19 protein-coding genes and 1 pseudogene are annotated in these 25,512 nt (G+C 69.9%); 12 read left to right on the top strand and 8 right to left on the bottom strand.

The features are described from left to right. Nucleotides 1-4: 4 nt before the first annotated feature. From KLK06_RS53680 to KLK06_RS63385, 3 genes and pseudogenes are all read right to left on the bottom strand, one after another. Complete coding sequence (locus tag KLK06_RS53680) at nucleotides 5-1,159, bottom strand: 5'-methylthioadenosine/S-adenosylhomocysteine nucleosidase (protein WP_214643619.1); 1,155 nt, start codon at nucleotides 1,157-1,159, stop codon at nucleotides 5-7. Continuing rightward, on the bottom strand, nucleotides 1,086-1,454 hold the full coding sequence (locus KLK06_RS63390; RefSeq protein ID WP_374197205.1) for a hypothetical protein: 369 nt from the start codon (nucleotides 1,452-1,454) through the stop codon (nucleotides 1,086-1,088). Before KLK06_RS63390 ends, KLK06_RS53680 begins: the two co-directional genes overlap by 74 nt. Before the next feature lie 69 nt (nucleotides 1,455-1,523). Further along, nucleotides 1,524-1,889, bottom strand: a pseudogene (locus KLK06_RS63385) (NUDIX domain-containing protein); the annotation flags it as partial. 371 nt (nucleotides 1,890-2,260) lie between these two features. Between KLK06_RS63385 and KLK06_RS53670 the strand changes: the two are divergent. Genes KLK06_RS53670 through KLK06_RS53650 form a run of 5 tightly spaced genes read left to right on the top strand, consistent with a single transcriptional unit; the run spans nucleotide 2,261 to nucleotide 8,307 of the window. Further along, nucleotides 2,261-2,614: a bifunctional 3-phenylpropionate/cinnamic acid dioxygenase ferredoxin subunit gene (locus tag KLK06_RS53670; protein WP_214643617.1), complete on the top strand. Its 354-nt coding sequence runs from the start codon at nucleotides 2,261-2,263 to the stop codon at nucleotides 2,612-2,614. After that, entirely contained in the window at nucleotides 2,611-3,783 is a 1,173-nt protein-coding gene (locus KLK06_RS53665; protein ID WP_214643616.1) for an FAD-dependent oxidoreductase, read from the top strand. Before KLK06_RS53670 ends, KLK06_RS53665 begins: the two co-directional genes overlap by 4 nt. 14 nt (nucleotides 3,784-3,797) lie before the next feature. Then, complete coding sequence (locus tag KLK06_RS53660) at nucleotides 3,798-4,883, top strand: S-(hydroxymethyl)mycothiol dehydrogenase (RefSeq protein ID WP_214643615.1); 1,086 nt, start codon at nucleotides 3,798-3,800, stop codon at nucleotides 4,881-4,883. 56 nt (nucleotides 4,884-4,939) lie between these two features. Then, nucleotides 4,940-6,055, top strand: a complete 1,116-nt coding sequence (locus KLK06_RS53655; RefSeq protein ID WP_308168906.1) for an aromatic ring-hydroxylating dioxygenase subunit alpha — start codon at nucleotides 4,940-4,942, stop codon at nucleotides 6,053-6,055. Next, a complete protein-coding gene (locus tag KLK06_RS53650) occupies nucleotides 6,055-8,307 on the top strand; it encodes an FdhF/YdeP family oxidoreductase (protein ID WP_214643614.1) in 2,253 nt (750 codons plus the stop codon). The genes KLK06_RS53655 and KLK06_RS53650 overlap by 1 nt, the downstream gene beginning before the upstream one ends. Here KLK06_RS53650 and KLK06_RS53645 read toward each other — a convergent pair. Further along, the gene (locus KLK06_RS53645; protein ID WP_214643613.1) at nucleotides 8,273-9,052 is read right to left on the bottom strand and encodes an IclR family transcriptional regulator; all 780 of its coding nucleotides are present in this window, start codon (nucleotides 9,050-9,052) and stop codon (nucleotides 8,273-8,275) included. The two genes, KLK06_RS53650 and KLK06_RS53645, sit on opposite strands and share 35 nt — an antisense overlap. A gap of 128 nt (nucleotides 9,053-9,180) precedes the next feature. Between KLK06_RS53645 and betA the strand changes: the two genes are divergently transcribed. Further along, the gene (gene betA, locus KLK06_RS53640) at nucleotides 9,181-10,818 is read left to right on the top strand and encodes a choline dehydrogenase (protein WP_214643612.1); all 1,638 of its coding nucleotides are present in this window, start codon (nucleotides 9,181-9,183) and stop codon (nucleotides 10,816-10,818) included. 73 nt (nucleotides 10,819-10,891) lie between these two features. Here betA and purU read toward each other — a convergent pair whose 3' ends face one another. Continuing rightward, on the bottom strand, nucleotides 10,892-11,755 hold the full coding sequence (gene purU / locus KLK06_RS53635; protein ID WP_214643611.1) for a formyltetrahydrofolate deformylase: 864 nt from the start codon (nucleotides 11,753-11,755) through the stop codon (nucleotides 10,892-10,894). 225 nt (nucleotides 11,756-11,980) lie between these two features. Between purU and KLK06_RS53630 the strand changes: the two genes are divergently transcribed. From KLK06_RS53630 to KLK06_RS53610, 5 genes are all read left to right on the top strand, one after another. Then, nucleotides 11,981-13,441 (top strand): aldehyde dehydrogenase family protein, encoded by a 1,461-nt coding sequence (locus tag KLK06_RS53630; protein WP_250907481.1) that lies wholly within the window; start codon nucleotides 11,981-11,983, stop codon nucleotides 13,439-13,441. A gap of 24 nt (nucleotides 13,442-13,465) precedes the next feature. Next, complete coding sequence (locus KLK06_RS53625; RefSeq protein ID WP_214643609.1) at nucleotides 13,466-14,527, top strand: glycine betaine/L-proline ABC transporter ATP-binding protein; 1,062 nt, start codon at nucleotides 13,466-13,468, stop codon at nucleotides 14,525-14,527. Further along, on the top strand, nucleotides 14,524-16,599 hold the full coding sequence (locus KLK06_RS53620) for an ABC transporter permease subunit (protein ID WP_214643608.1): 2,076 nt from the start codon (nucleotides 14,524-14,526) through the stop codon (nucleotides 16,597-16,599). Before KLK06_RS53625 ends, KLK06_RS53620 begins: the two co-directional genes overlap by 4 nt. A gap of 44 nt (nucleotides 16,600-16,643) precedes the next feature. Beyond that, nucleotides 16,644-17,630, top strand: a complete 987-nt coding sequence (locus KLK06_RS53615; RefSeq protein ID WP_308168903.1) for an ABC transporter substrate-binding protein — start codon at nucleotides 16,644-16,646, stop codon at nucleotides 17,628-17,630. Nucleotides 17,631-17,834: 204 nt separating this feature from the next. Beyond that, a complete protein-coding gene (locus KLK06_RS53610; RefSeq protein ID WP_214643607.1) occupies nucleotides 17,835-20,237 on the top strand; it encodes an FAD-dependent oxidoreductase in 2,403 nt (800 codons plus the stop codon). A gap of 103 nt (nucleotides 20,238-20,340) precedes the next feature. On the opposite strand, the gene KLK06_RS53605 is transcribed toward KLK06_RS53610, so the two are convergent. Together KLK06_RS53605 and KLK06_RS53600 are read right to left on the bottom strand one after the other, a co-directional pair. Continuing rightward, nucleotides 20,341-21,555: an RNA polymerase sigma factor gene (locus tag KLK06_RS53605; protein WP_214643606.1), complete on the bottom strand. Its 1,215-nt coding sequence runs from the start codon at nucleotides 21,553-21,555 to the stop codon at nucleotides 20,341-20,343. After that, complete coding sequence (locus KLK06_RS53600) at nucleotides 21,555-21,971, bottom strand: YciI family protein (RefSeq protein WP_214643605.1); 417 nt, start codon at nucleotides 21,969-21,971, stop codon at nucleotides 21,555-21,557. Before KLK06_RS53600 ends, KLK06_RS53605 begins: the two co-directional genes overlap by 1 nt. Before the next feature lie 1,070 nt (nucleotides 21,972-23,041). On the opposite strand from KLK06_RS53600, the gene KLK06_RS53595 reads away from it, so the two are divergent. Further along, nucleotides 23,042-24,670, top strand: a complete 1,629-nt coding sequence (locus KLK06_RS53595) for a YncE family protein (RefSeq protein ID WP_214643604.1) — start codon at nucleotides 23,042-23,044, stop codon at nucleotides 24,668-24,670. A gap of 239 nt (nucleotides 24,671-24,909) precedes the next feature. On the opposite strand, the gene KLK06_RS53590 is transcribed toward KLK06_RS53595, so the two are convergent. Further along, nucleotides 24,910-25,512: protein kinase (locus KLK06_RS53590; RefSeq protein WP_214643603.1), on the bottom strand; the 603-nt coding region annotated here is incomplete at its 5' end.

The following is a 25,512-nucleotide window of genomic DNA, read 5'->3' as shown; positions in this document are numbered from 1 at the left end:
GGCGTCATGACGTGCCCTTGGTCAAGGCGATGATGGCCGCCAGCTCGGTAGCCAACTCGGCAACGTCGCTGACCAGGCCCCGCAGCTTCTTGAGCGCCACTTTGACCTTGCTCGCGCTCTCGGGTTCCGCTGACCTCATGGCCTCGTCCGCCACGGCCAGCTCTGCCTTCGCCGCCTCGCAGTCGTCTCCGTCCAGACGGCCGTCGGCCTGGGCGGAATGGAGCATCTCGCGGAATCGCGCGAGCGCTGCAGCCAGGTCTGTCGACGGGCGGCCGTCCGGGCCGTTCCTGACGTCACCGTGTACCACTCCGACTTGCACTCCTACTTGCGCGTTGTCACGGGCGATGTTGTAGGTCACCGGCTGTCTCCCCATCTCTGCTCCCCTCGCCTTCGCCGGTGTCCCGGCCCAGTTGCCGTCCCTGTCCTCAGCGGCGATCTCCTCGGCCAGCGCCGCCGCGAATGCGGCCGCGTTGGCCACGGCGCGCTGTTGCCACAGCGCTCGGTCCGTGACCTCCTTGGTTCCGTCGGCCCTGTCGCTGATTCCACGGATGACGACCACCGGCAAGGCGCCGTTCAGATGGCCGGCCTGCGCTACGCCAGCGCCTTCCATCTCGACGGCGAACGCGTCGTTGTAGTTCTGATTGATCCACCGGGCATGTCCTGAGGTCCTGGAGTTGAGCACCACCTCGCCGGCGGCGATGGCGCCGAAGTGCACGGTGGGCGCCGGACCGCCGTCCGTCCAGGCCCCGGTGCGAGCGATGTGTCGGGCGACCTGGTCTGCCGCGTGCGAGGTTTCCCAACTGCGAGGACGACTCTTGAGTCCGCCGTCCTCGCTCGTCCCACCGTGATAGGCGTATACGCGTGTGGCCACGACCACGTCACCCAGGTTGATGTGGGAATGGAGTGCGCCCGCCACTCCTACGAAGAGCAGCGCCGCCGGGCTGAACTCTGCGATCGCCCGCTCGGCCAGGACCGCAGCCGACTGGTTGCCCGTGCCCACGTGCGCCAGAGCCAGGGTGCAACGGCCATCCCTGAGGGCGCCGACCTCGAATCGCGTGCCGTGCCGATGGCGATGCACGTCCGGTTCAACGAGTAGTTCCCGGATCGCTTGGTACTCGAGATCCAGCGCGGTCAGTATCACCACGTGGTGTCTGTTCACTCTTCAGCTCCTCTGCGCTCGATGTTTCACCGGGTCGAACCATGGGCGGGGAGAGAATCGTGCGCGGGCCCGCTTTGAACAGTCGGGCCGGCCTGCCGGTAGCCGCCTTGCGAGCCGCCCCAGCCGGGACAATGAAGCCCTCCACCTTCTGGACTTTGCGATAGAAGTTCCGAGGGTCCAGGGACATCCCCCAAACCGCCTCGTACACGTCCTGCAGCTGCGTGATGGTGAAGGTCGGTCCGCAGAACGCCGTCGCGAGGGCAGAGCGTTCAAGCTTGACGCGGGCGCATTCCACGCCGTCCTTGACGATCTTCTGGTGGTCGAAGGCAAGGCTGGTGTCACCAGAGAGCACTCGGTCGACGGAGTGCCATTCCGCGTCGGACGCATCCGTGCCAGCGGCGGGTTCCGGCAGGCTGGGCGCGATGGCCAAATAGGCCACGGACACCACCCGGCCGCGAGGGTCCCGGGCCGGGTCCCCGTAGACACCGAGTTGCTCCAGGCGGAGGGTCGTGACATCGAGGCGGGTCTCCTCCTCGAGCTCTCGCCGAGCGGCTGCGGCGAGGTCCTCCTCCACGTGCCGCAGAAACCCACCGGGCAGCGCGAGCATGCCCTTGTAGGGGTCGATCCCGCGCTCGACGAGCAGCACGCTCAGGCGTATCCCGCGCAAGGTCAAGATCACCAGATCAACGGCAAGCAAGACGGACGGTGGTACCCACAAGGTGTCGGACATGTGCTGGAGCTTAGCTTTTTGTCAGACTGACAAGAAGTAGCGGAATGGTGATGGTGGCGACCCGGATATCGCCGCCTTGGCGGGGACCACGCTCGGCCGCGCCGTCACTGGCTCACCCGTTCGTTGAACGCGTCGTCATAGCGCTCTGATGACGGCCGGTCCCGTATCGGGACCGGCCTTTCGTCGTGTGCTCGGACCGCCGACCGGCGCGGCATGGCGGCGGGCCGGTTCCTGGGTGGGGCTGGCCGCCGTCGGGCTAATCGGAAACCCTGTCGGAAGTCATCGCAAACAGTCTTGACATCCGCATTTCGCGCCCTCAATCTGTTGCGTATAGCGCTAGACGTTGCTCGTTGTGAAACCGGGGTGTGACAATGATCCCAGTGTGCCCTCTCGCGTCACTGCCGCGAGGTGAGGCCCTCCGTCTCGATGTTGTCGATCCGCCCATCGCGGTCTTCCACACCGACGAGGGCGACATCCTGGCGATCGACGACACGTGCACCCATCAAGATGCCTCGCTGGCCGACGGCTGGCTGGAGGGCTGCGAGATCGAGTGCCCGCTGCACGCCTCCCGGTTCAACCTGCGCACCGGCGAGGTGGACGCCCCTCCCGCGAAGCGGCCGGTCCGCGTCCACCAGGTCGTCGTCGAGAACGACGTCATCCACGTCGTGCCGTCGGACGCGCCGCCCAACCTGCCGCCGGGCGTCACCCTGAAAGGGCAGGCGTGAAGACGGTCTGCGTGGTCGGCGCCTCGCTGGCCGGGCTGCTGACGGCGCGGGCCCTGCGCAGCCAGGGCTACGGGGGGCGGCTCGTCGTCGTCGGCGCCGAGGAGCACCGGCCCTACGACCGGCCACCCCTGTCCAAGGACTTCCTCAAGGGCGTGATCGGCGAGTCCGACCTGGCGCTGGAGGGCGGCGGTGAGCAGCAGGACATCGACTGGCGGCTGGGCGTGGCCGCCACCGGCCTGGACGCGACCGCCCGCCGGATCACGCTGAGCGACGGCACGTCGCTCGTGGCGGACGGCATCGTGATCGCCACCGGCGCGGCCGCGCGCACGCTGCCGGGGACGGAGGCGTTGCGCGGGGTGCACACGCTGCGCACCCTCGACGACGCTCGCGCGCTGCGCGCCGACCTGGCGACCGCCAGGAGGCTGGTGGTGATCGGCGGCGGCTTCATCGGCGCCGAGGTCGCCGCCACCGCCCGCGAACTCGGCCTCGACGTGACCCTCGTCGAATCGGGGGAGGCGCCGCTGGCCGCCGTCGTCGGCCCCACGATGGGGCGCGTCATCGCCGACCTGCACGAGCGGCGCGGCGTCCGGCTGGTACGCCACGCCTACGTCACCGAGGTGACCGGAACGGACCGGGCCGACGGCGTACGGCTGGCCGACGGCACGCACCTGCCCGCCGATGTCGTGGTCGTCGGGATCGGCGCGGTGCCCAGCACCGGCTGGCTCCACGGGAGCGGTGTCGAACTGGGCGACGGGGTGCTCTGCGACGAGGGCGGCGGCACCTCCGCGCCGGGCATCGTCGCGGTCGGCGACTGCGCGGCCTGGTACGACCCGGTGCGGGGCAGGCACCACCGGGTCGAACACTGGACCGGCGCCCGCCAGCGGGCCGCCGTCGCGGCGGCAACGCTGCTGTCCGCCGGCACCGCCCGCCCCGAGCCCGCGCGCCCGGCCTACTTCTGGTCCGACCAGTTCGACGTGAAGATCCAGTTCATCGGGCACGCCGGCGACGCGGACACGGTGACCGTGGAGGAGGGCGACCCGGCCGACCACAGCTTCCTCGCCGCCTACCGGCAGGGGGACCGGCTCGTGGCGGTGCTGGGTGTCAACCAGGTCCGGCTGTTCACCCGCTGGCGCCGCCATTTGGAGACCGCGCCGGTCCAGACCGGCTGAAACAGGAGTGAATCATGGCTCATGAAGTACGCGGCGTGGTCGCGATGGGCAAGGGCAAGCCGGTCAGCCTGGAGACGATCATCGTGCCGGACCCAGGTCCCGGCGAGGCGCTGGTCAAGGTGCAGGCCTGCGGCGTCTGCCACACCGACCTGCACTACCGCGAGGGCGGCATCAACGACGACTTCCCGTTCCTGCTCGGCCACGAGGCCGCCGGAGTGGTCGAGGCCGTCGGCCCCGATGTCAGCGACGTGGCGCCCGGCGATTTCGTGATCCTCAACTGGCGGGCGGTGTGCGGGTCCTGCCGGTCCTGCCTGAGGGGCCGCCCGCAGTACTGCTTCGCCACCCACAACGCCACCCAGAAGATGACGCTGGCGGACGGCACGCCGCTCAGCCCCGCGCTCGGCATCGGCGCGTTCACCGAGAAGACGCTGGTGGCCGCGGGGCAGTGCACCAAGGTCGACCCGGCCGCCTCCCCGGCCGCCGCCGGGCTGCTCGGCTGCGGCGTGATGGCCGGGCTGGGCGCCGCCGTGAACACCGGCGCGGTCAGCCGCGGCGACTCGGTCGCGGTCATCGGCTGCGGCGGCGTCGGCAACGCGGCGATCGCCGGAGCGCGGCTGGCCGGCGCCACGACGATCATCGCCGTCGACGTGGACGACAGGAAGCTCGACTGGGCGCGTGGCATCGGCGCGACCCACACCGTGAACGCCGGGCAGGCCGACCCGGTCGAGCGGATCAGGGAGCTCACCGGCGGCTTCGGCGCCGACGTCGTGATCGACGCCGTGGGCCGGCCGGAGACGTTCAAGCAGGCGTTCTACGCCCGGGACCTGGCCGGGACCGCCGTCCTCGTGGGCGTGCCCACCCCGGAGATGACGCTGGAGCTGCCGCTGCTCGACGTCTTCGGCCGCGGCGGCGCGCTGAAGTCGAGCTGGTACGGCGACTGCCTGCCGAGCCGCGACTTCCCCATGCTGGTCTCCCTCTATCTGCAGGGCCGCTTCGACCTCGACGCGTTCGTCACCGAGACCATCGGGTTGGGCGACGTCGAGGACGCCTTCGCCAAGATGCACCACGGCGCGGTGCTCCGCTCTGTGGTGGTGCTGTGATGCGGATCGATCCGCCGAGGACACTGACCCGGCCCGTTACATAGAGGAGTAGTCCCGTGACCACTTCAACCACCTCCAGCGTGATCCCCACCCTCCCGGGCCGCTTCTACACCGATCCGGAGATCTTCGCGCTGGAGCAGCGGAACATCTTCGAGACGATGTGGTTCTGCGCGGTGCGCTCGTCCGACCTGCCCAAACCGGGTGCCTTCAAGACGGTGCAGGTCGGCACCGAGAGCATGCTCATCAGCCGGGCACGCGACGGGTCGGTCCGCGCCTTCTTCAACGTCTGCCGCCACCGTGGCGCCACCTTGTGCACGGAGGAGTCGGGCGAGGTCAAGCGGGCCTTCCAGTGCGCGTATCACGCGTGGACCTACGACCTCGACGGCAAGCTGATCGCGGCGCCCAACCTGACCAAGATGGCCGACCTGGACCGGGTGCGGTACGGGCTGGTCAAGGCGCACGTGCGCGAGTGGCTCGGCTACGTGTGGGTGTGCCTGGCCGACGAGCCGCCGCCGTTCGAGCGGGACGTGCAGGGGGCGGTGGCCGAGCGGCTGGGCGCGCTGGACCTGATCGACAACTACGACGTGGCCGGATTGTCGGTGGGCCGGCGGATCGTCTACGACGTCAAGGCCAACTGGAAGCTCATCGTCGAGAACTTCATGGAGTGCTACCACTGCGCCACGATCCACCCCGAGCTGACCGAGGTGCTGCCCGAGTTCGCCGATGGGTTCGCCGCCCAGTACTTCGTCGGCCACGGCGCGGAGTTCGGCGAGCGGATCGAGGGCTTCACCGTCGACGGCTCGGCCGGGCTCAGCCGCATCCCCGGCGTGACCGAGGACCAGGACCGGCGCTACTACGCCATCACCATCAAGCCGCAGGTCTTCATCAACCTGGTGCCCGATCACGTGATCCTGCACCGCATGTTCCCGCTCGCGGTCGATCGCACGGTGGTCGAATGCGACTGGCTCTACCTGCCCGACGTGGTGGCCGCGGGCAAGGACCTGGACAAGTCGGTCGAGCTCTTCCACCGCGTCAACGAGCAGGACTTCGACGCCTGCGAGCGCTGCCAGCCCGCCATGAGCTCACGTACGTACCGCGAGGGCGGCGTGCTGGTGCCCAGCGAGCACCACATCGGCGCCTTCCACGAGTGGGTCCAGGACCGGATCGGCTGATGGTGACGGGCGAGAACGAAGACGAGGGGCTGAGGGTCGGCCCGCCCAAGGAGTGGGCGGGCGGGCTGCCCGCCGTGGGGCACGCGCTGGAGATCGCCCATCGCGAGATGGGCGTCGCGCGCACCGCGCGCACGCTGCTGCGGGTGAACCAGAAGGACGGCTTCGACTGTCCCGGCTGCGCCTGGCCCGAGGGCGAGCACCGCAGCCCCGCCGAGTTCTGCGAGAACGGCGCGAAGGCCGTCGCCGAGGAGGCCACCACGCGCCGGGTCGGGCGGGAGTTCTTCGCCGCGCACCCGGTGGCGGACCTGGCCGTCCGCAGTGACCACTGGCTCGGCAAGCAGGGCCGGCTGACCGAGCCGATGCACAAGCCGCCCGGCGCGGAGCACTACCAGCCGATCACCTGGTCGCGGGCGTTCGAGATCATCGCCAGGGAGTTGCGCGCCCTCGACAGCCCCGACGAGGCCGTCTTCTACACCTCCGGCCGCACCTCCAACGAGGCGGCCTTCGCCTACCAGCTCCTCGTGCGCAGGTTCGGCACCAACAACCTGCCCGACTGCTCCAACATGTGCCACGAGTCCAGCGGCTCGGCCCTGACCGAGACGCTGGGAATCGGCAAGGGCACGGTGTCGCTGGAGGACCTGCACCGGGCCGAGCTCATCTTCGTGGTGGGCCAGAACCCCGGCACCAACCACCCCCGCATGCTCACCGCGCTGGAGCGGGCCAAGCGCGGCGGGGCGCGGATCATCGCGGTCAACCCGCTGCCCGAGGCGGGCCTGCTGCGCTTCAAGAACCCGCAGCGCCCCTCCGGGGCGGGCCGCGGCACCGCGCTGGCCGACCGGTTCCTGCAGATCCGGCTCAACGGTGACATGGCGCTGTTCCAGGCGCTGTCCCTGCTGCTCCTCGACAGTGCCGACCGGGCCTTCATCGACGAGCACACGTACGGGTTCGAGGCGTGGGAGAAGCACCTGCGCGCGCTCGACTGGGAGAGGGTCCTCGAGGCGACGGGCCTGACCCGGGCGGAGCTGGAGGAGACGGCGCGCGAGGTCCGTACGGCCCGCTCGGTCGTCGTCTGCTGGGCCATGGGCCTCACCCAGCACCGCAACTCCGTGGCGACGATCAGGGAGGTGGTCAACTTCCTGCTGCTGCGCGGCAACGTCGGCCGGAGCGGGGCGGGCGTGTGCCCGGTGCGCGGCCACTCCAACGTGCAGGGCGACCGGACGATGGGCATCTACGAGAAGCCGTCCGCGGCCTTTCTCGACGCGCTGCGCGCGGAGTTCGGTTTCGAACCGCCCCGCCGCCACGGCCTCGACACGGTCGACGCGATCCGTGCCATGCGTGACGGGACGGCCAAGGTCTTCTTCGGCATGGGCGGCAACTTCGTCCGGGCCACGCCCGACAGTGACGTGACGGAGGCCGCGCTGCGCCGTACCAGGCTGACCGTGCAGGTGTCCACCAAGCTCAACCGCTCCCACGCGGTCTGCGGCGAGGAGGCGCTGATCCTGCCGGTGCTCGGGCGCACCGAGCGCGATCCCGGCGGCTACGTGACCGTCGAGGACTCGATGGGGCTCGTCCACGCCTCCCGGGGCAGGCTCAAGCCCGGCTCCCCGGACCTGCTGCCGGAGGTGGCCGTGGTCAGCCGGCTGGCACGCGCGCTCTTCGCCGACGACCCGCACGTGCCGTGGGCGGAGTTCGAGCGCGACTACGGTGCGATCAGGGACCGCATCGCGCGGGTCGTCCCCGGCTTCGAGGACTTCAACGCGCGGGCGCCCGCCGGGTTCGCGCTGCCCAACGCGCCGAGGGACGAGCGCCGCTTCCCCACCGCGACGGGGAAGGCCAACTTCACCGTCAACGAGCTGGAGGTGCTGCGGGTGCCGCCCGGCCGGCTGCTGCTGCAGACCGTCCGCAGCCACGACCAGTACAACACCACGATCTACGGGCTCGACGACCGCTACCGCGGGGTCAAGGCGGGCCGCCGGGTGATCTTCGTACACCCGGACGACCTGGCCGAGCGCGAGCTGGCCGACGGCGACCTGGTGGACCTGGTCAGCGAGTGGCCCGACGGCGAACGTACGGCCAGGGGGTTCAGGGCGATCGCCTACCCCACGGCCCGAGGCTGCTGCGCGGCCTACTTCCCGGAGACGAACGTGCTGGTGCCGCTCGACTCGGTGGCCGAGACGTCCAACACCCCGACCTCGAAGAGCGTGGTGATCCGGCTGCTCAGGGCCGGTCCGCGTAGCCCAGCCGGCGGCTGATCTCGTCGGCTCCGCTGACGAGGTCGGGGGCGAGTTCGTGGATGCGCTCGACGGTGAAGCGGTAGGCCGGCCCCGAGACGCTGATCGCGGCCACGACCTCGCCGTGATAGGAGCGGATGGGCGCGGCCATGGCGTTCAGCCCCTCTTCGAGCTCCTCCAGGCAGTAGGCGTAGCCCGTCTGCCGCGTCTGCGCGAGCTGCAGCTCCAGCGCGTCGGCGTCGACCATCGTCTTGGGCGTGAAGCTCTCCAGCTCGCCGTCCGACAGCAGCCGGGCGCGTTCGCCGTCGTCCAGGTAGGCGAGCAGCACCTTGCCGCTGGAGGTGGCGTGCAGCGGGGTGATCTGGCCGACCCAGTTGTAGGTGGTGATCGCCGAGGGGCCGCGCACCTGGTCGAGGTTGACCGCGTGGGCGGAGCGGAGCACGGCGATGTTCACCGTCTCGCCGATCTCCGCGGCCAGCCGGTGGCAGATCGGCCGGGCGCGGCCGGTGATGTCCATCTGCGTGCTGACCCCGCCGGCCAGCCGGATGATGCCGAAGCCCAGACGGTACTTGCCGCGGTCCTCGGCCTGCTCCACCAGACCGCGGGCCTCGAGCGCGCCGAGCAGCCGGAAGGCCGTCGACTTGTGCACGTCGATCTCGGCGGCTACCTCGCTCACGCCGGCCTCGCCGCGCTGGGAGAGGATCTCCAGCACGCTGATCGCTCTGTCGACTGACTGTACGCCTCCACTGCCCGAATCGTTGCTCATAGCGAAACTGTAAGTGCTCCAGGGAACTCCGTCGATCCGCAATGCCAAAAGATCTTTTGTTGCGGCTAGTGAAACGCGGTGCGTATAGCGCTACGATTTGGTGAAACGTGTGATGAGACGAGGCACCTATGACGCCACTGCAATACGACTTCGTCATCGTCGGGGGCGGCTCGGCGGGGTGCGCCCTGGCCAACAGGCTCTCCGCGGACCCCGCCACGCAGGTTCTGGTCCTGGAGGCCGGCCGTTCGGACTATCCGTGGGACGTGTTCATCCACATGCCCGCGGCCCTGCCCTTTCCCATCGGCAACCGTTTCTACGACTGGCGGTACGAGTCCGAGCCCGAGCCGTACATGCATGGCCGGCGGATCTATCACGCCCGCGGGAAGGTGCTCGGCGGCTCCAGCAGCATCAACGGCATGATCTTCCAGCGCGGCAACCCCCTCGACTACGAGCGCTGGGGCGCCGATCCGGGCATGAAGAGCTGGGACTACGCGCACTGCCTGCCGTACTTCAAGCGGATGGAGAACTGCCTGGCCGACCCCGGCACCCCCTTCCGCGGCCACGACGGGCCGCTGGCGCTGGAGCGCGGGCCCGCGAGCAGCCCCCTGTTCGGGGCGTTCTTCGAGGCCGTCCAGCAGGCCGGCTACCCGCTCACGGACGACGTCAACGGCTACCGCCAGGAGGGCTTCGCCCGCTTCGACCGCAACATCCGGCGGGGCCGCCGGCTCAGCGCCGCGCGGGCGTACCTGCACCCTGTGCTGAAGCGCCCGAACCTTACGGTCAAGACCCGCGCGTTCGTGACGAGGATCCTCTTCGAGGGCACACGGGCGGTCGGCGTGGAGTACGACGGCGGCACCGTACGCGCCAAGGAGGTCATCCTCTCCGGCGGCGCGATCAACTCGCCCCAGTTGCTGCAGCTCTCCGGCGTCGGCAACGCGGGGGAGCTGGCCGCCCTCGGCGTCGACGTGGTGCACGACCTGCCGGGCGTCGGCGAGAACCTGCAGGACCACCTTGAGGTCTACATCCAGCACGGCTGCGCCAAGCCGGTCACCATGCAGCCGAACCTGCAGAAGTGGCGCCATCCCTGGATCGGCGCGCAGTGGCTGTTCGCGCGCAGGGGGCCGGGGGCGACCAACCACTTCGAGGCGGGCGGCTTCGTACGCGGCAACGACGACGTCGACTACCCCAACCTGATGTTCCACTTCCTGCCCATCGCCGTGCGCTACGACGGCTCGGCGCCGGCGGGCGGGCACGGCTACCAGGTGCACGTCGGGCCGATGTACTCCGACGCCCGCGGTTCGGTCAAGATCAAGAATGCCGACCCGCGGCAGCACCCCGCCCTGCGCTTCAACTACCTGTCCACCGAGCAGGACCGGCGGGAGTGGGTGGAGGCCATCAGGGTGACCCGCGCCATCCTCGGCGCGCCCGCCCTGGCCGAGTTCAGCACCGGAGAGCTGTCACCCGGGCCGTCCGTAGAGACCGACGAGGAGATCCTGGACTGGGTCGCCAAGGACGGGGAGACGGCTCTGCACCCCTCGTGCACGGCCCGGATGGGCACCGACGAGCTGTCGGTGGTCGACCCGGAGACCATGCGCGTACACGGCCTGGACGGGCTGCGCGTGGTGGACGCCTCGGCCATGCCCTACGTGACCAACGGCAACATCTACGCGCCGGTCATGATGCTGGCGGAGAAGGCGGCCGACCTGATCCTCGGCAACACCCCGCTCGCGCCCGAGACGACCGAGTTCTACCGGCACCGCGCGTGAGGAGCCGCGCCACCGGCAAGTGAAAAGAGGCGGTGGGGGCCGCCGCACGCCCCCACCGCCTCCAGCCGAGTCTTCAGCGGAAGACCACCGTGCGGTCGCCGTTGAGCAGCACCCGCTGCTCGCTGTGCCACTTCACGGCCCGGGCGAGCACCTGGGCCTCGACGTCCCGGCCCGCCGCGATCAGGTCCTCGGGGTCCAGCTCGTGGTCCACCCTGGCCACGTCCTGCTCGATGATCGGCCCCTCGTCGAGGTCGGCCGTGACGTAGTGCGCGGTCGCGCCGATGAGCTTCACCCCGCGCTCGTGCGCCTGGTGGTACGGCTTGGCGCCCTTGAACCCCGGCAGGAACGAGTGGTGGATGTTGATGGCCCGGCCCTCGAGCCGCTTGCACATGTCGTCCGACAGGACCTGCATGTAGCGGGCGAGCACCACCAGGTCCGCCTCGTACTCCGCCACCAGCTCCAGCACCCTGGCCTCGGCCTCGGCCTTGCTCTGGGGCGTGACCGGCACGTGGTGGAAGGGCACGCCGTAGGAGGCGGCCAGCGGTTCGAGGTCGGGGTGGTTGGAGACGATCGCGGGGATGTCGATGTTCAGCCCGCCCACCTGACGACGGAAGAGCAGGTCGTTCACGCAGTGACCGAACTTCGACACCATGATGAGCGACCTGGTGGGGGTCGCGGCGTCCTTGAGCTGCCAGGTCATCTGGAAGGACTCGGCGACGTAGGTGAAGCCGGCGCGCAGCTCCTCGAGCCCGTGCTGGGCCGCGAAGTGCACGCGCATGAAGAAGCCGCCGCCTTGGCGGTCGTTGAACTGCTTGCTCTGCAGCATGTTGCCGCCGTGCTGCACCAGGAAGCTGGTCACGGCGTACACGATGCCTGGTTTGTCGGAGCAGGAGACCGTGAGGATGAACTCGCGTCCAGGATCGGGCCGGGGAGACATCACACCTCCTAGTGTTGCGTATGGCGCAAAGCGGCGTTGTATGCGCAACAGGGTGTATGCCTGGATGCCGTCCAGTCAAGAGGGCGAAGCATGGAGCTGCGGAATCACCGGGCAAGGATTCCGGCTGTGATGTCGGCCACCTCTTGACTTATTCGAGCAAGCCCGTCAATGCTGTTCCCCACTAAGCATTGTCTTGCGCGATACGCAACGATCAGGGGTGTGCCGATGATCGATCTCTACATCGGCGGCACGTGGACCGAGCCGGCCGACGGTGGACGACGCGACATCCGCTGCCCTGCCGACGGCAGCCTCGTCACCACGGTCGCCGAAGCCACCGCGGCCGACACGGTGGCCGCGATCCTGGCCGCCCGGCGCGCCTTCGACCTGGGCGACTGGCCCGGCACGCCGGCGCGCGAGCGCGGCGCGCTGCTGTACAGGGTGGCCGATCTGCTGGAGCGGGACAAAGCGGCCTTCGCCCACGCGGAGTCGTCCGAGACCGGCAAGCGGCTCGTCGAGAGCGAGTACGACGTCGACGACTCCGTGGCCAGCCTGCGCTACTTCGCCGGCGTCGCCGGCACCGACGCCGGGCGGGTGATCGACACCGGCCGGGACGACGCGATCAGCCGGGTCGTCTACGAGCCGGTCGGCGTGTGCGGCCTGATCACGCCGTGGAACTACCCCTTGCTGCAGGCGACGTGGAAGGTGGCGCCCGCGCTCGCCGCGGGCAACACCTTCGTGCTCAAGCCGAGCGAGCTGACCCCGAGCACCGCGATCCTGCTGATCCGCGCGCTGGAGGAGGCGGGCCTGCCCGCGGGCGTCGCCAACCTCGTGCTCGGCGCCGGACCGGCCGCGGGCGCGCCGCTCGCCGAGCACCCCGACGTGGACCTGGTCTCCTTCACCGGCGGCGCGGCCACCGGGCGGCGGATCATGGCCGCGGCGGCCGCCACGGTCAAGCGGGTCGCGCTGGAGCTCGGCGGCAAGAACCCCAACATCGTCTTCGCCGACGCCGACTTCGACACGGCGGTGGACTTCGCGCTCACGGCCGTCTTCCTGCACTCCGGGCAGGTGTGCTCGGCCGGTGCCCGGCTCCTGGTGGAGGACTCGCTGCACGACTCGTTCGTGGACGAGGTCGTACGGCGTGCCGAGCTGATCCGCCTCGGCGGCCCCTTCGACCCGGCGGCCCAGACCGGCCCGCTCATCTCCGCCGCGCACCTGGCCAAGGTGGAGGAGTACGTGGCGGCCGGGCTCGCCGAGGGCGCCGTGCTGCGCTGCGGTGGCCACCGGCCGGCCGGTGAGGGCTTCTACTACCGGCCGACCGTGCTCGACGCGTGCAAGCAGGGCATGCGGGTGGTGCGCGAGGAGTCGTTCGGCCCCGTGCTGACCGTGGAGCGCTTCACCACCGAGGACGAGGCCGTCAGCCTCGCCAACGACACCGAGTACGGCCTGGCGGGCGCCGTGTGGACCCAGGACGCCGGCAAGGCGCAGCGGGTCGCGGGACGGCTGCGGCACGGCACGGTGTGGATCAACGACTACCACCCCTACGTCCCGCAGGCCGAATGGGGTGGCTTCAAACAGTCGGGTATCGGCCGCGAGCTCGGACCGACCGGCCTGGACGAATATCGCGAGATCAAACATGTATGGCAGAACACCCGCCCGCGACCCCAGCGGTGGTTCCCAGCGAACTGACGCTCCGACGACCAAGAGGTGGTCATGACTGTGCCGTCAGTGGCCGAACGTAGTGCCCCCGACATCGACGCCCCTCCCATCCTCGCCGTGCGCGGCCTGTGGAAGGTGTTCGGCCCCAAGGCCGAGAGCGTCGTCGGCAGCACGCTCACCCGCGACGAGCTCAAGCAGCAGAATGGCTGCGTCGCCGCCGTCCGCGACGTGTCCTTCGAGGTGCGGCGGGGCGAGGTGTTCGTCGTCATGGGCCTGTCCGGCTCGGGCAAGTCCACCCTGGTCCGCTGCCTGACCCGGCTGATCGAACCCACGGCGGGCGAGATCCTGCTGGACGGCGAGGACGTGCGCAAGGCCGACGACCGCAGCCTGCGCGAGCTGCGCAGGCACCGCATGGCCATGGTCTTCCAGCACTTCGGGCTGCTGCCGCACCGGTGCGTCCTCCACAACGTCGCCTTCGGGCTGGAGATCCGCGGGGTCTCCAAGCGGGAGCGCTATGCGCGGGCCCGCGAGGTGATCGAGCTCGTCGGTCTCAACGGCTTCGAGAACTCCTACCCCGACCAGCTCTCCGGCGGCATGCAGCAGCGGGTGGGCCTGGCGCGGGCGCTCGCGGCCGACCCCGAGGTGCTCCTGTTCGACGAGCCGTTCTCCGCGCTGGACCCGCTGATCCGGCGCGAGATGCAGAACGAGGTCATCCGGCTGCACCACGAGGTCGGCAAGACCATGGTCTTCATCACCCACGATCTCAGCGAGGCGCTCAAGCTGGGCGACCGGATCCTCATCATGCGCGACGGCGAGCTCGTCCAGGTGGGCACGCCCGACCAGGTGGTGGGCGCGCCGGCCGACGACTACGTCAGGGACTTCGTCAGTGACATCCCCCGCTCGGACGTGCTGACGCTCCGCTGGATCATGCGCCCGGCCCAGCCCGGCGACCCGCTCGACGGCCCCACGCTCGGCCCCGACGTGGTCATCAGGGACGCCGTGCACGCCGTGCTCTCGGCCGAGCGGCCGGTGCGCGTGATGGACGGGGAGACGCTGCTCGGCGTGGTCACCAGCGCGGAGATTCTCGAAGTGATCGCCGGAGGGCCGCAGGCATGACCGGACGCGGTGAGGTCGTCCAGAGCCGCGGCACCGTGGCCATGAAACCGGCGAAGGAGAGTCAGGCGAAGGAGGGCAGGGTGTCCGCGGTGGCGGCGCGGGTGGCCGCCCGGCTGCCGGCCCGCGGCTACCTGGTCGTGGCCACGCTCGCGGTGTGGGTGCTGGGCTGGGCGCTGCTGCGCGGGCGGGACACGCTGGCGCTCGGCGGCGCGGAGCTGACCCCGCTGCACGGCGGGCTGAACACCGGCATGGACGCCATCGACGACAGCCGCAACAGCAACCCGTTCTTCCTCTACTTCATCAACTACATCCGGCTCTTCATCGACGAGGCCGTGCGGTTCGTCCAGGCCCTGATCAGCCAGCCGTCCTTCGACCGGCCGGTGCCGGTGCTCGGCTGGCTCGGCGTGGCCGGCCTGGCGACCGCCATCGCCCTGCTGTACGGCAACAGGAAAGTGGCGCTGCTCACCGCCGCCGGATTCCTCTCTTTCGGCGTCCTGGGCCTCTGGCAGGAGAGCATGGACACGCTGGCGCTCACGCTGACCGCCGTGGTGCTGTCGCTGGCCGTGGGCATCCCGCTCGGGGTGTGGGCCGGGCTGAGCGACCGGTTCCACCGGCTGGTGACCCCGGTGCTCGACTTCATGCAGACCATGCCGACCTTCGTCTACCTGGCGCCGCTCACGCTGTTCTTCCTGATCGGCCCGGCCAGCGCGACGGTCGCCACGATGATCTACGCGATCCCGCCCGCCATCCGGATCACCGCGCTCGGCATCCGGCAGGTCTCGCCCGAGACCCTGGAGGCCGGCACCTCCATGGGTGCCACGCCCGCGCAGGCGCTGAGGCTGGTGCGGCTCCCCATGGCCAAACAGACGATCATCGTCGGGGTGAACCAGACCATCATGGCCGCCCTGTCCATGGCCACCATCGCGGCGCTCATCGACGCCCCCGGCCTGGGCCAGACGGTCCTGAAGGCGCTGCAGACGCTCGACGTGGGCACCGCGTTCAACGCCGGGCTGGCCATCGTCATCATGGCCGTGGTGCTCGACCGGGTGACCTCGGCGGCCAGCCGCCGCGTGGAGGTCGCGCGCCGGGCCGGCCGGCTGCGCACCGCACGGGGGCGCCGCGTCGAGGTGGCGGGCGTTCTCGGGGTCGCCGCCGTGCTCGGCTACCTGTCCTACACCTATATCTGGGCGGCGGAGTTCCCCGCCGACGCCAACCTCGGCCCGTACGTACGCCGCGCGGCCGACGCCGCGAGCCAGTGGGTGCAGGACAGCCTGGTCACCTACACGGACGCGCTGAAGAACCTGCTCACCAACGCGCTGCTCAACCCCTTCGAGAAACTGCTGACGGGCTCGCCCTGGTGGCTGGTCGCCGCCGTGGCTGTGGTCGTCATCCTGCTGGTGGGCAGCGTGCGGGCCGCGCTGGTCGCCACGGTCGGGCTGCTGGTGCTGGTGCTGCTCGGGCTCTGGCAGGACAGCATGGTCACGCTGGCCTCGACGCTCGTCGCGACGGTCCTGGTCATGCTGCTGGGCATGGTCGTCGGAGTGTGGATGGGCCGCAGCGACCGGGTCGACACCCTGCTCCGCCCCGTGCTGGACGCCGGCCAGACCATGCCGGCCTTCGTCTACCTGGTGCCCATCCTCGGCCTGTTCGGGCCGACGCGGTTCACCGCGATCATCGCGGCCGTGGTGTTCGCCGCGCCGGTCGCGATCAAGCTGGTCGCGGAGGGCATCAGGGGGGTTTCGGCCACCACCGTCGAGGCGGCGACCTCGGCGGGGGCGAGTGCCTGGCAGCTCATCTCCAAGGTGCAGCTGCCGATGGCACGCAGCGCCGTGACTCTGGCGACGAGCCAGGGGCTCATCTACGTGCTCTCCATGGTGGTCGTCGGCGGTCTGGTCGGCGCGGGAGCGCTCGGCTACGACGTCGTCGCCGGATTCTCGCAGCACCAGCTGCGAGGCAAGGGGCTGGCCGCCGGGCTCGCGATCGTCGTGCTCGGCATCGTGCTCGACCGCGTCACACGGGCCGCCACCGAGCGGGCGGACGCCGCCGCGCACGGCGGGCTTCATCAGAGGTGAACGACACCGGCCGGTTCCGGCCGGAGGAACTACAGGAGGACCAGGTGGCAGTAACCAGGAGTGGAAAGGTCCGGGCCGTCGTGCTCGTGACCGGCGCCGGCCTCCTGCTCAGCGCGTGCGGTGGGGCCAAGGTCGGGCAGGTCGAGAGCGCCACGAGCAGCAGTGCCGGCGGCGCGAAGAGCTGTGGGACCGTCAATCTCGCGGTCAACCCATGGGTGGGCTACGAGGCCAACGCGGCGGTGATCGCGCAGGTGGCCGAGAAACAACTCGGCTGCAAGGTGGTCAAGAAGGACCTGAAGGAGGAGGTGGCCTGGCAGGGCTTCGCCACCGGTGAGGTCGACGCCATCGTGGAGAACTGGGCCCACGACGATCTCAAGAAGAAGTACATCGACGACCAGAAGGTCGCCGTGTCCGCCGGGCCGACCGGCAACAAGGGCGTCATCGGCTGGTACGTGGCGCCATGGATGGCCAAGAAATACCCGGACATCACCGACTGGAAGAACCTCAACAAGTACGCCTCGCTGTTCAAGACCTCCGAGTCCGACGGCAAGGGCCAGTTCCTCGACGGCGACCCGTCGTTCGTCACCAACGACGCTGCCCTGGTGAAGAACCTCAAGCTCGACTACAAGGTCGTGTACGCGGGCAGCGAGACCGCGCTCATCACCAGCTTCCGCCAGTCGGAGAAACAGCAGAAGCCGATCCTGGGCTACTTCTACGAGCCGCAGTGGTTCCTGTCGGAGCTCAGGCTGGTCAAGGTCAACCTGCCTGCCTACACCAAGGGCTGTGACTCCGACGCGGCCAAGGTGGCGTGCGACTATCCGCCGTACGAGCTGGACAAGATCGTGAGCAAGAAGTTCGCGGACTCCGGCAGTCCCGCGTACACGCTGGTCAAGAACTTCACCTGGACGAACGACGACCAGAACCTCGTGGCCAAGTACATCGCCGAGGACAAGATGACCGCCGATGAGGCGGCCGCCAAGTGGGTGGCCGACAACCCCGACAAGGTCAAGGCCTGGCTGCCCGCCGGCTGAGATCCGCATGCGCCCGGCCCGGTCGACGTCCGTCGATCGGGCCGGGCGCATGCGTGTGCGGAGGTGGCGGGCGGCCAGGCTCGGCGCGGCCCGGCAAACCGCAGGGAATAAGGCGCGACTCACTCTTGACACCCCGAACGCGGCGAGCGACGCTTGTTGCGGAAAGTGCGCTTGGTTGCATATTAGGCAACAACGGAGGTGGCTATGACGGGCCCGAGCGTCGTCATCATCGGCGCGGGTGTGGTCGGCGCGGCTCTCGCCGACGAGCTGTCCGCCCGCGGCTGGACCGGCGTCACGGTCGTCGATCAGGGAGACGTGCCCGCCACCGGCGGCTCCTCCTCCCATGCGCCAGGTCTGGTGTTCCAGATCAACGGATCGAAGACCATGACCGAGATGGCCCGCTACACCATCGAGAAGTTCGTCGAGCTGGACAGCTTCCTCCAGGTCGGCGGGCTCGAGGTGGCCACCACCCCCGAGCGGCTGGCCGAGCTGCGGCGCCGCCACGGCTGGGCCACCTCCTGGGGGATCGAGGCCCACCTGCTCTCCCCGGAGGAGAGCGTGGCCAAGCACTCCCTCCTCGACCGCGACAAGGTGCTCGGCGGCCTGTTCATCCCCACCGACGGGCTGGCCAAGGCGGTCAAGGCGGTCGACGCGCAGCTCGCGCGGGCACAGGAGCGCGGCGTGCGCGTGCTCGGCAGGCACGAGGTGCTGGACATCAGGAGCGAGGACGGCCGGGTCACCGCGGTGGTGACCGACCAGGGCGAGATCCCCGCCGACATCGTGGTGTGCTGCGCCGGGATCTGGGGCCCGCGGGTCGCCCGCATGGTCGGGATGGAGCTGCCGCTCACCCCCCTCGCGCACCAGCTCGCCTGGACCGGGCAGGTGCCCGACCTGGCGGGCCAGACCGTCGAGGCTTCCCGGCCGATCCTCCGCCACCAGGACGCCGACCTGTACTACCGCGAGCGCTACGACACGCTCGGCATCGGCTACTACGGTCACCGGCCCATGCCGATCAGCTCCGACGACATCGTGTCCGTCGATGCCGCCGAGGTGATGCCGTCCGTACTCACCTTCACCCCCGACGACTTCGCCGAAGCCTGGACGCAGACCCGGGAACTGCTCCCCTCCACGCGCTCGGCCAAGGTGGAGGACGGCATCAACGGGCTGTTCTCGTTCACCAGCGACCACCTGCCGCTGATGGGCGAGTCGCGCGAGGTCAAGGGCTTCTGGGTGGCCGAGGCCGTCTGGGTCACCCACTCCGCCGGAGTCGGCCGGGCGATGGCCGAATGGCTCGTCGACGGCCACTGCACGACGTTCGACCTGCACGAGTGCGACGTCAACAGGTTCGAGCCGCACCAGCTCGCGCCCGACTACGTGCTGGCCCGCGGCTGCCAGAACTACGTCGAGGTCTACGACATCATCCACCCGCTCCAGCCGATGGAGGACCCGCGCCCGCTGCGTACCAGCCCGTTCCACCCCCGGCAGCAGGAGCTCGGCGCGACCTTCCTGGAGGCGTCGGGCTGGGAGCGCCCGCAGTGGTACGACGCCAACGCCCCGCTGCTGCCGGGCCGCGACATCCCCACGCCGGGAGACTGGGCGGCGCGCTACTGGTCGCCCATCGTCGGCGCGGAGGCCCAGGCCACCCGCGAGAGCGTCGCCATGTACGACATGACCGCGCTCAAGCGCCTGGAGGTCAGCGGCCCGGGAGCCGTCGCCTTCCTGCAGCGCCTCACCACCGGCGACGTGGACAAGTCCGTCGGCTCCGTGACGTACTGCCTGCTGCTCGACACCGACGGCGGCATCCGCAGCGATGTCACCGTGGCCCGCCTCGGCCCGCAGGAGTTCCAGGTCGGCGCCAACGGCAACCTCGACCTCGACTGGTTCGACCGGCACCGGTCCGCCGACGTGTACCTCCGCGACCTCACCCCGGGGACCTGCTGCATCGGCCTCTGGGGGCCCAAGGCCCGCGACCTCGTCCAGCCGCTGGCCACCGCCGACCTGACCGCGCTGCGTTACTTCCGCGGCACGCGCGCCCACCTCGGCAACGTGCCGGTCACCATGCTCCGCCTGTCCTACGTCGGCGAGCTCGGCTGGGAGATCTACACCACCGCGGACATGGGCCTCAAGCTGTGGGACACCCTGTGGGAGGCCGGCCAGGACCACGGCGTCATCGCCGCCGGCCGGGGCGCCTTCACCAGCCTGCGCCTGGAGAAGGGCTACCGCTCCTTCGGCACCGACATGACCTTCGAGCACGACCCGTACGAGGCGGGCCTCGGGTTCGCCGTCAAACTGGGCAAGGGCGACTTCATCGGCCGCGAGGCGCTGCTCGCCCGCAAGGAGTCGGTCGGCCGCCGCCTCACCTGCCTGCTCACCGACGAGGTCGTCATGGGCAGGGAGCCGGTGTACGACGGCGAGCGGCCGGTCGGCTACGTCACCAGCGCCGCCCACGGATACACGATCGGCAGAGGGATCGCCTACGCGTGGCTGCCCGCCTCGCTCGCGAACCCTGGCCAGACCGTCCACATCGGCTACTTCGACCGGCGCGTGGGCGCCGTCGTGGCCGAAGAGCCCCTGTTCGACCCGGCGATGACCCGGCTGCGCGGTTAGAAGCGGACGTCCGGCAGCGCCGGAACACCTCGGATGAGCATCGGCCGACGCGATCGACGGCATCCGGGCCGCGCTCGAATCTCGGCCGGCCGCGCTGGAGAAGTCAGCCCAGCGCGGCCGCCTTGCACAGCAGCACTGAGCGTTCGCGCTGGTTGGCGCACAGCCGGGCCGCCAGCTCCAGCTCGGCGCGCGCCTCCGGTCGCCGACCGAGGCGGGCCAGCAGCTCACCGCGTACGGTCGGAACCAAATGCGAACCGGGGAGCCGGTCCGAGGCGATCAGCTCGTCCACGATGGCCAGGGCTTGCGCCGGACCCGAGGCCATGGCCACGGCGACGGCCCGGTTGAGCTCGACCACCGGCGAGGGCGCGATCCGGCCGAGCGCCTCGTAGAGCACCACGATCCGGTCCCAGTCGGTCGCCTCCACCGAGGGCGCCGACGCGTGGGCGGCCGCGATCGCGGCCTGCAGGCCGTAAGGGCCGAGGCCGCGAGCCGATGCCTTGGCAAGCGCGGCCAGCCCACGGCGGATCGCCGAGAAGTCCCACCGCCGCCGGTCCTGGTCCGCCAGCAGGACCGGCGAACCATCCGGGCCGGTCCGGGCCGGGAAGCGCGCGGCCGTCAGCTCGCACAGCGCGAGCAAACCGTGCACCTCCGGCTCGTCCGGCTGCAGCGCGGCCAGCGTGCGGGCCAGCCGGATCGCCTCGTACGCGACGTCGGGGCGTAGCAGCCGGTCGCCCGACGTGGCTGTCGACCCCTCGGTGAAGATCACGTAGACGACGCTGAGCACGCCGCCCAGCCGTTCCCGGCGCTCGCCGGCCGGCGGCAGCTCGAACGGCACCCCGGCCGCCGCGATCGTCTTCTTGGCCCGGGTGATGCGGGCCTGGACGGTCGGCACGGGTACGAGGAACGCGCGGGCGATCTCCTCGCTGGACAGACCGCCGACCACGCGCAGGGTCAGCGCCACCCGAGCCTCGGGGGAGAGCACCGGGTGGCAGCTGACGAACATCAGCGCCAGGATGTCGTCGTCGATCCGGTCGGGGTCGATGTCCTCGTCGACCACCGGGTCAGCCGCCAGCAGGGCGTATCTGTCCTGGAGGGCGGTCCGGCGGCGGAGCGCGTCGATGGCCCGCCGCCGGGCCGTGGCCATCAGCCAGCCGGCCGGATTGGCCGGAGAGGTGAGCGGCCACGACGTCAGCGCCTCGGCCACCGCCTCCTGGGCGGCATCCTCGGCCAGCCCGAAATCGCCGGTGAACCGGGTCAGCGCGGCGACGATCCGCGCCGACTCGATCCGCCAGACGGCCTCGACGTCGGCCGTACCCATCAGATCCGGCCGGTGCTCTCGCTCCCGGCCCGTTCCTCGACGGACCCCTCGCTGTCCTGCGGCATCTCGTCGTCCCCGGCCACCCGCCGGACCTCGATCTTGGACCCGGTGACCGACGGGACCCGCTTGGCCCACTCGACCGCCTCCTGCTTCGAGGCGACATCGAGCAGGAAGTAGCCCCCGAACAGTTCCTTGGTCTCGCCGTACGGCCCGTCCGTGACCACCGGGGTCTCGCCGCTGAAGTCGACCACGACGCCCTGGCCCGCATCGTCCAGTCCTTCGGCCGCGACGAACACGCCGGCCTTGACCAGCTCTTCGATGTAGTGGTAAGTCGTGGCCGCCAACTCTTCGAACCCGGCCATCAGGGCCGCGTTCGACTCATCGGTGCCCCGCATGATCAGCATGTACTTCGGCATCGTGTTCTCCTCCTCGGCGGGGCCGCCTCTCGGCCTTCGCACCCCACACGTCGAACGAACGGCCCGCGGATCGACACAGTCCCAAAGAAATCTCCCGCCACGACGCAGCCGATCCCTCCGGCCCGCGTCGCGCCCGTCAGACCGGCCCTGAGCGATGTCCGACGCGGGCGCCATGCTGATCAGAAAGCTTAACGTCGCAGCTTTAGAAGGCGGCAACGCTCACACGGATCTGGGAAAAGCATTCGGGACGCGGCCAGTGGTTCTTTCCGCTACCTGGCTGAAGAGATGGCGACGGGAATCTTTAGCGGCGTTTCGCCCGCGGCGCACGCTCTTGCCGCGATCCGAGTGCGACCGGACCCTACCGATAACTCAGCGTGAGTAGCGGAAGGGTGCTGCCGGGTCGGCGCGCTAAGCATCCCGACCTGTGTACGTCTGGCGTACCTGGCGCTGCGTCGGAACCCGTACGCCGACACGCGGCCAGGTCAGCCCGGTGTCAGGATCGAGACGGCTGTATGGCGCGCAGGTGGTCCCGGTCAGCCTGCTGCCGGTTCGGTGAGCCGGGCTTCGAGGTCGGCGATCATCTGGGCGAGCAGGCTGGTGTTCTCGTGCCGGACCGCTGGCCCGCGTGAAGCCCATCGCGTCGCGTCCTGGGGTCCGCCGGGACGTCTGCCGCCGGCTCGGTTCCGTCACGGGCTGCTCGCGCCTGCGCGGCCAGCGCCTCCCGCTCGTGGTGCACGGCGTCGTCGTATTCGCTCAAACTCTTCGAGGGCCGCGCGTGCTGCCGTTCGGGTCGCCTCGTAGGCCGGCAGAGCGGTCTTGACCGCCGTCGGGTGGGTCATGACATAGGTGATGGCCGGGGGACGGGTCCGCCCTTCGAATCACTACACCGAAGGTGCCCTAGACGGCAATGCCACACTATGCGAATATACGTTCGATTGACGGAGATCATCAGCGGAAGCGAGTCCCTTAGTCATGTCGGGGCGCTCGCTTCTCCCCTCCTCCTCCAGAATGGAGTGCATGTGCGCCCATCAACCTCTGGCCGTGCTCCTCTATCCCGCCGATTAGTCGCCTTGACCGGGTCCTTGCTCCTGATGGCGGGCCTGCTCGTCGCTCAGGCGCCCGCCGCCGCGGCCGCCGGGATCGTCACCGACCTCGGCGTCGCCGGGAGAGGCGGAGACGTGGTGGCGGGCGGCAGCAAGGTCTTCGTCGCCGCCGACGATCGGATCATGGTCGCGTCCATCGACGGCAAGGTCATCAACACGATCCCCGGCCTGTCCGGTGCCGTCGCCCTGGCCTCGCCGGAGACCGGCAGGAAGGTGTACGCGGCGCTGCGCGATTCGCATGAAGTGATCGAGATCGACACCACCACGCTCGCCATCACCAGGCGTATCGACCTCACCGCGTACCCGTGCCCGTCGACTCTGGCGCAGTCCTACGACCGGCTGTGGATCGGATACGGTTGCGGCGAAGCGGGAGAGGGAGGTGTCGTCGGCCTCGTTCTGTCGGCGACGACACCCACCCTCGTCCGGGTCGGGCCGGGCACGACCCAGCCTCCGCTGGTCGCCATCGCCAGGAACACGCTGGTGGCTGGGGAGCCGGGAGTCAGCCCCGCCGCAGTCAGGGTGTACGACATCAGCACCACCCCGGCCACCCCGCGCGGCGAGATCCGCGGAGACGCGAACGGGCTGCCGCCCCTGCGGGATCTCGCCCTCACCGAGGACGGGTCGGCGGCGCTGTCGGCGTTGGCCGACGCCCGCCAGTTCGACGCCTGGGACACGACAACCCTGACTCAGGCCCGTCCCTACAACAGCAGCGGGTCAAGCGAGCACGGTCTCCCCACTGCTGTCGCGGCCAGTCCGGACGGCGCCTACGTCGTGGGCGGCTGGAACTCCTCTCCGGGTGACACGGCGGAGCTCGTGGTGTACGACGCGACCACGGCGGAGGTGATCTACGCGACCGACCACCAGGGGAAGGCGTTGGTGGCGGGCAGCATCGCCTTCTACGGCACACTCATCTGGGGAGTGCTGAAGGAGCCTGACACCGGGCGGATGCACCTCTGGCGGCTGCCGCCTTCGCCCTTCCACTCCTCCGCACTGACCTTGACGGCTCCCTCCGAGGCGACCGCATTCAAGCAGTTGACCTTCAGCGGACGGCTCACGCTGAGCACCGGATCGCTGCCCGGCGTACAGACGCTCGAACTGTACCGTTGGCTCCCCGACGGCACCTCCAGCTTCCAGGAGGTCACCACGGCGGCGGACGGGACCTATCAATTCACCGACACCCCGCCGTCCATCGGGGCGTTCAAGTATCAGGTGTACTGGCCGGGCAACTCATGGTTCCGGGGTCGCGGCGCCTCGGTGACCGTCACGGTGGCCCGGTATCACCCGGTGCTCACCGTGACCGGACCGGCGACAGGCGTCGTCGGCGAGCGACTTGAATTCAGCGGAACCTTCGGCGCCGACGGCGTCGTCTTCCCGCAAACAACGATCACCGTCTCACGCAAGGTCGTCAGCCCGGATGGCACCGTCACCTCGAAAGCCCTGGTGAAGATGGCTGCCGCCGCCGACGGGTCGTTCGGCTTCGCCGATACGCCGACCACGGCCGGCGAACACACGTACACCATCAGGCTGGTTGGGAACTCGGTTGTCGAGCCGGCGAACACCAGCCACGGCGTCACCGTCCTCCAGCCGACCGCGTAACATCCCGACGACCGGGTGACGGCGATCCGAATCGCCGTCACCCATGTCTCCCGTCCCACGGCGAAGGACTACAGAGGCCCCGCAACGACCAGCAGAGCAGGCGCGCCAAGGCAGAATCCCTCGGCGCGTTCGCCCGCAGCCATTCGGCTGAACGGGTACGTCTCCGCACGCCCGAGGAAGGCCGGCTGGCCGGGCACTTCCAGTCAATGTCTCCCACTGGGATGCGGATACGGGCGTTGTCAGCTCAAGGCCGTGCGTGCCCAGCTGAGTGCAGCGGTGGGGTTCATCCCGTGTGGGATGCGGTTGGTGGGGGTGTAGTTGAGCCATTGGTCGATGAGCCGGCCGAGGTGTTCGGGGACGTTCGGGGTGAGGTGATCGGCGCGTTCGGGCCGGGTGCCGGCTTGCATCAGGTGGCGGACCTGAAGCAGGTCGGCGCCGGCGTCGGTGCCGATGGTGGTTTCGATCTCGCGTCGTAGTGGGGCCTGGCCGGTCAGTAGCCAGTAGGCCAGGGCGCCGACGCCGTACAGGTCGGACAGGCCGCTGGGGGCGGCGTCGGTGGCGCCGAGCTGCTCGGGGCTGGCGAACCATTTGGTGCCGCCGGGGGATACCGTGGAGACGCTCTTGCCGGCTTGGTGCAGTTGGGACATGCCCCAGTCGATGATCCTGATGTTGGCAGGGCCGTCCAGGACGATGTTCTGTGGCTTGATGTCGAGGTGGATGATGTCGCTCAGGGCGGCGGCCTGCAGTCCGGCCAGCACCTGATCCAGGACCTGCAGGCTCCACGCCAGCGAGACGCCGGCGCCTGCCCGTTGTTGGAGGTGGAGGTTGAGGCTGCCGGGCTG

This window comes from Nonomuraea sp. NEAU-A123, from assembly GCF_018603905.1.
GTDB lineage: Bacteria > Actinomycetota > Actinomycetes > Streptosporangiales > Streptosporangiaceae > Nonomuraea.
Note: the sequence above shows the minus strand (reverse complement) of the source record. Positions and strands in the feature narration are given on the sequence as shown.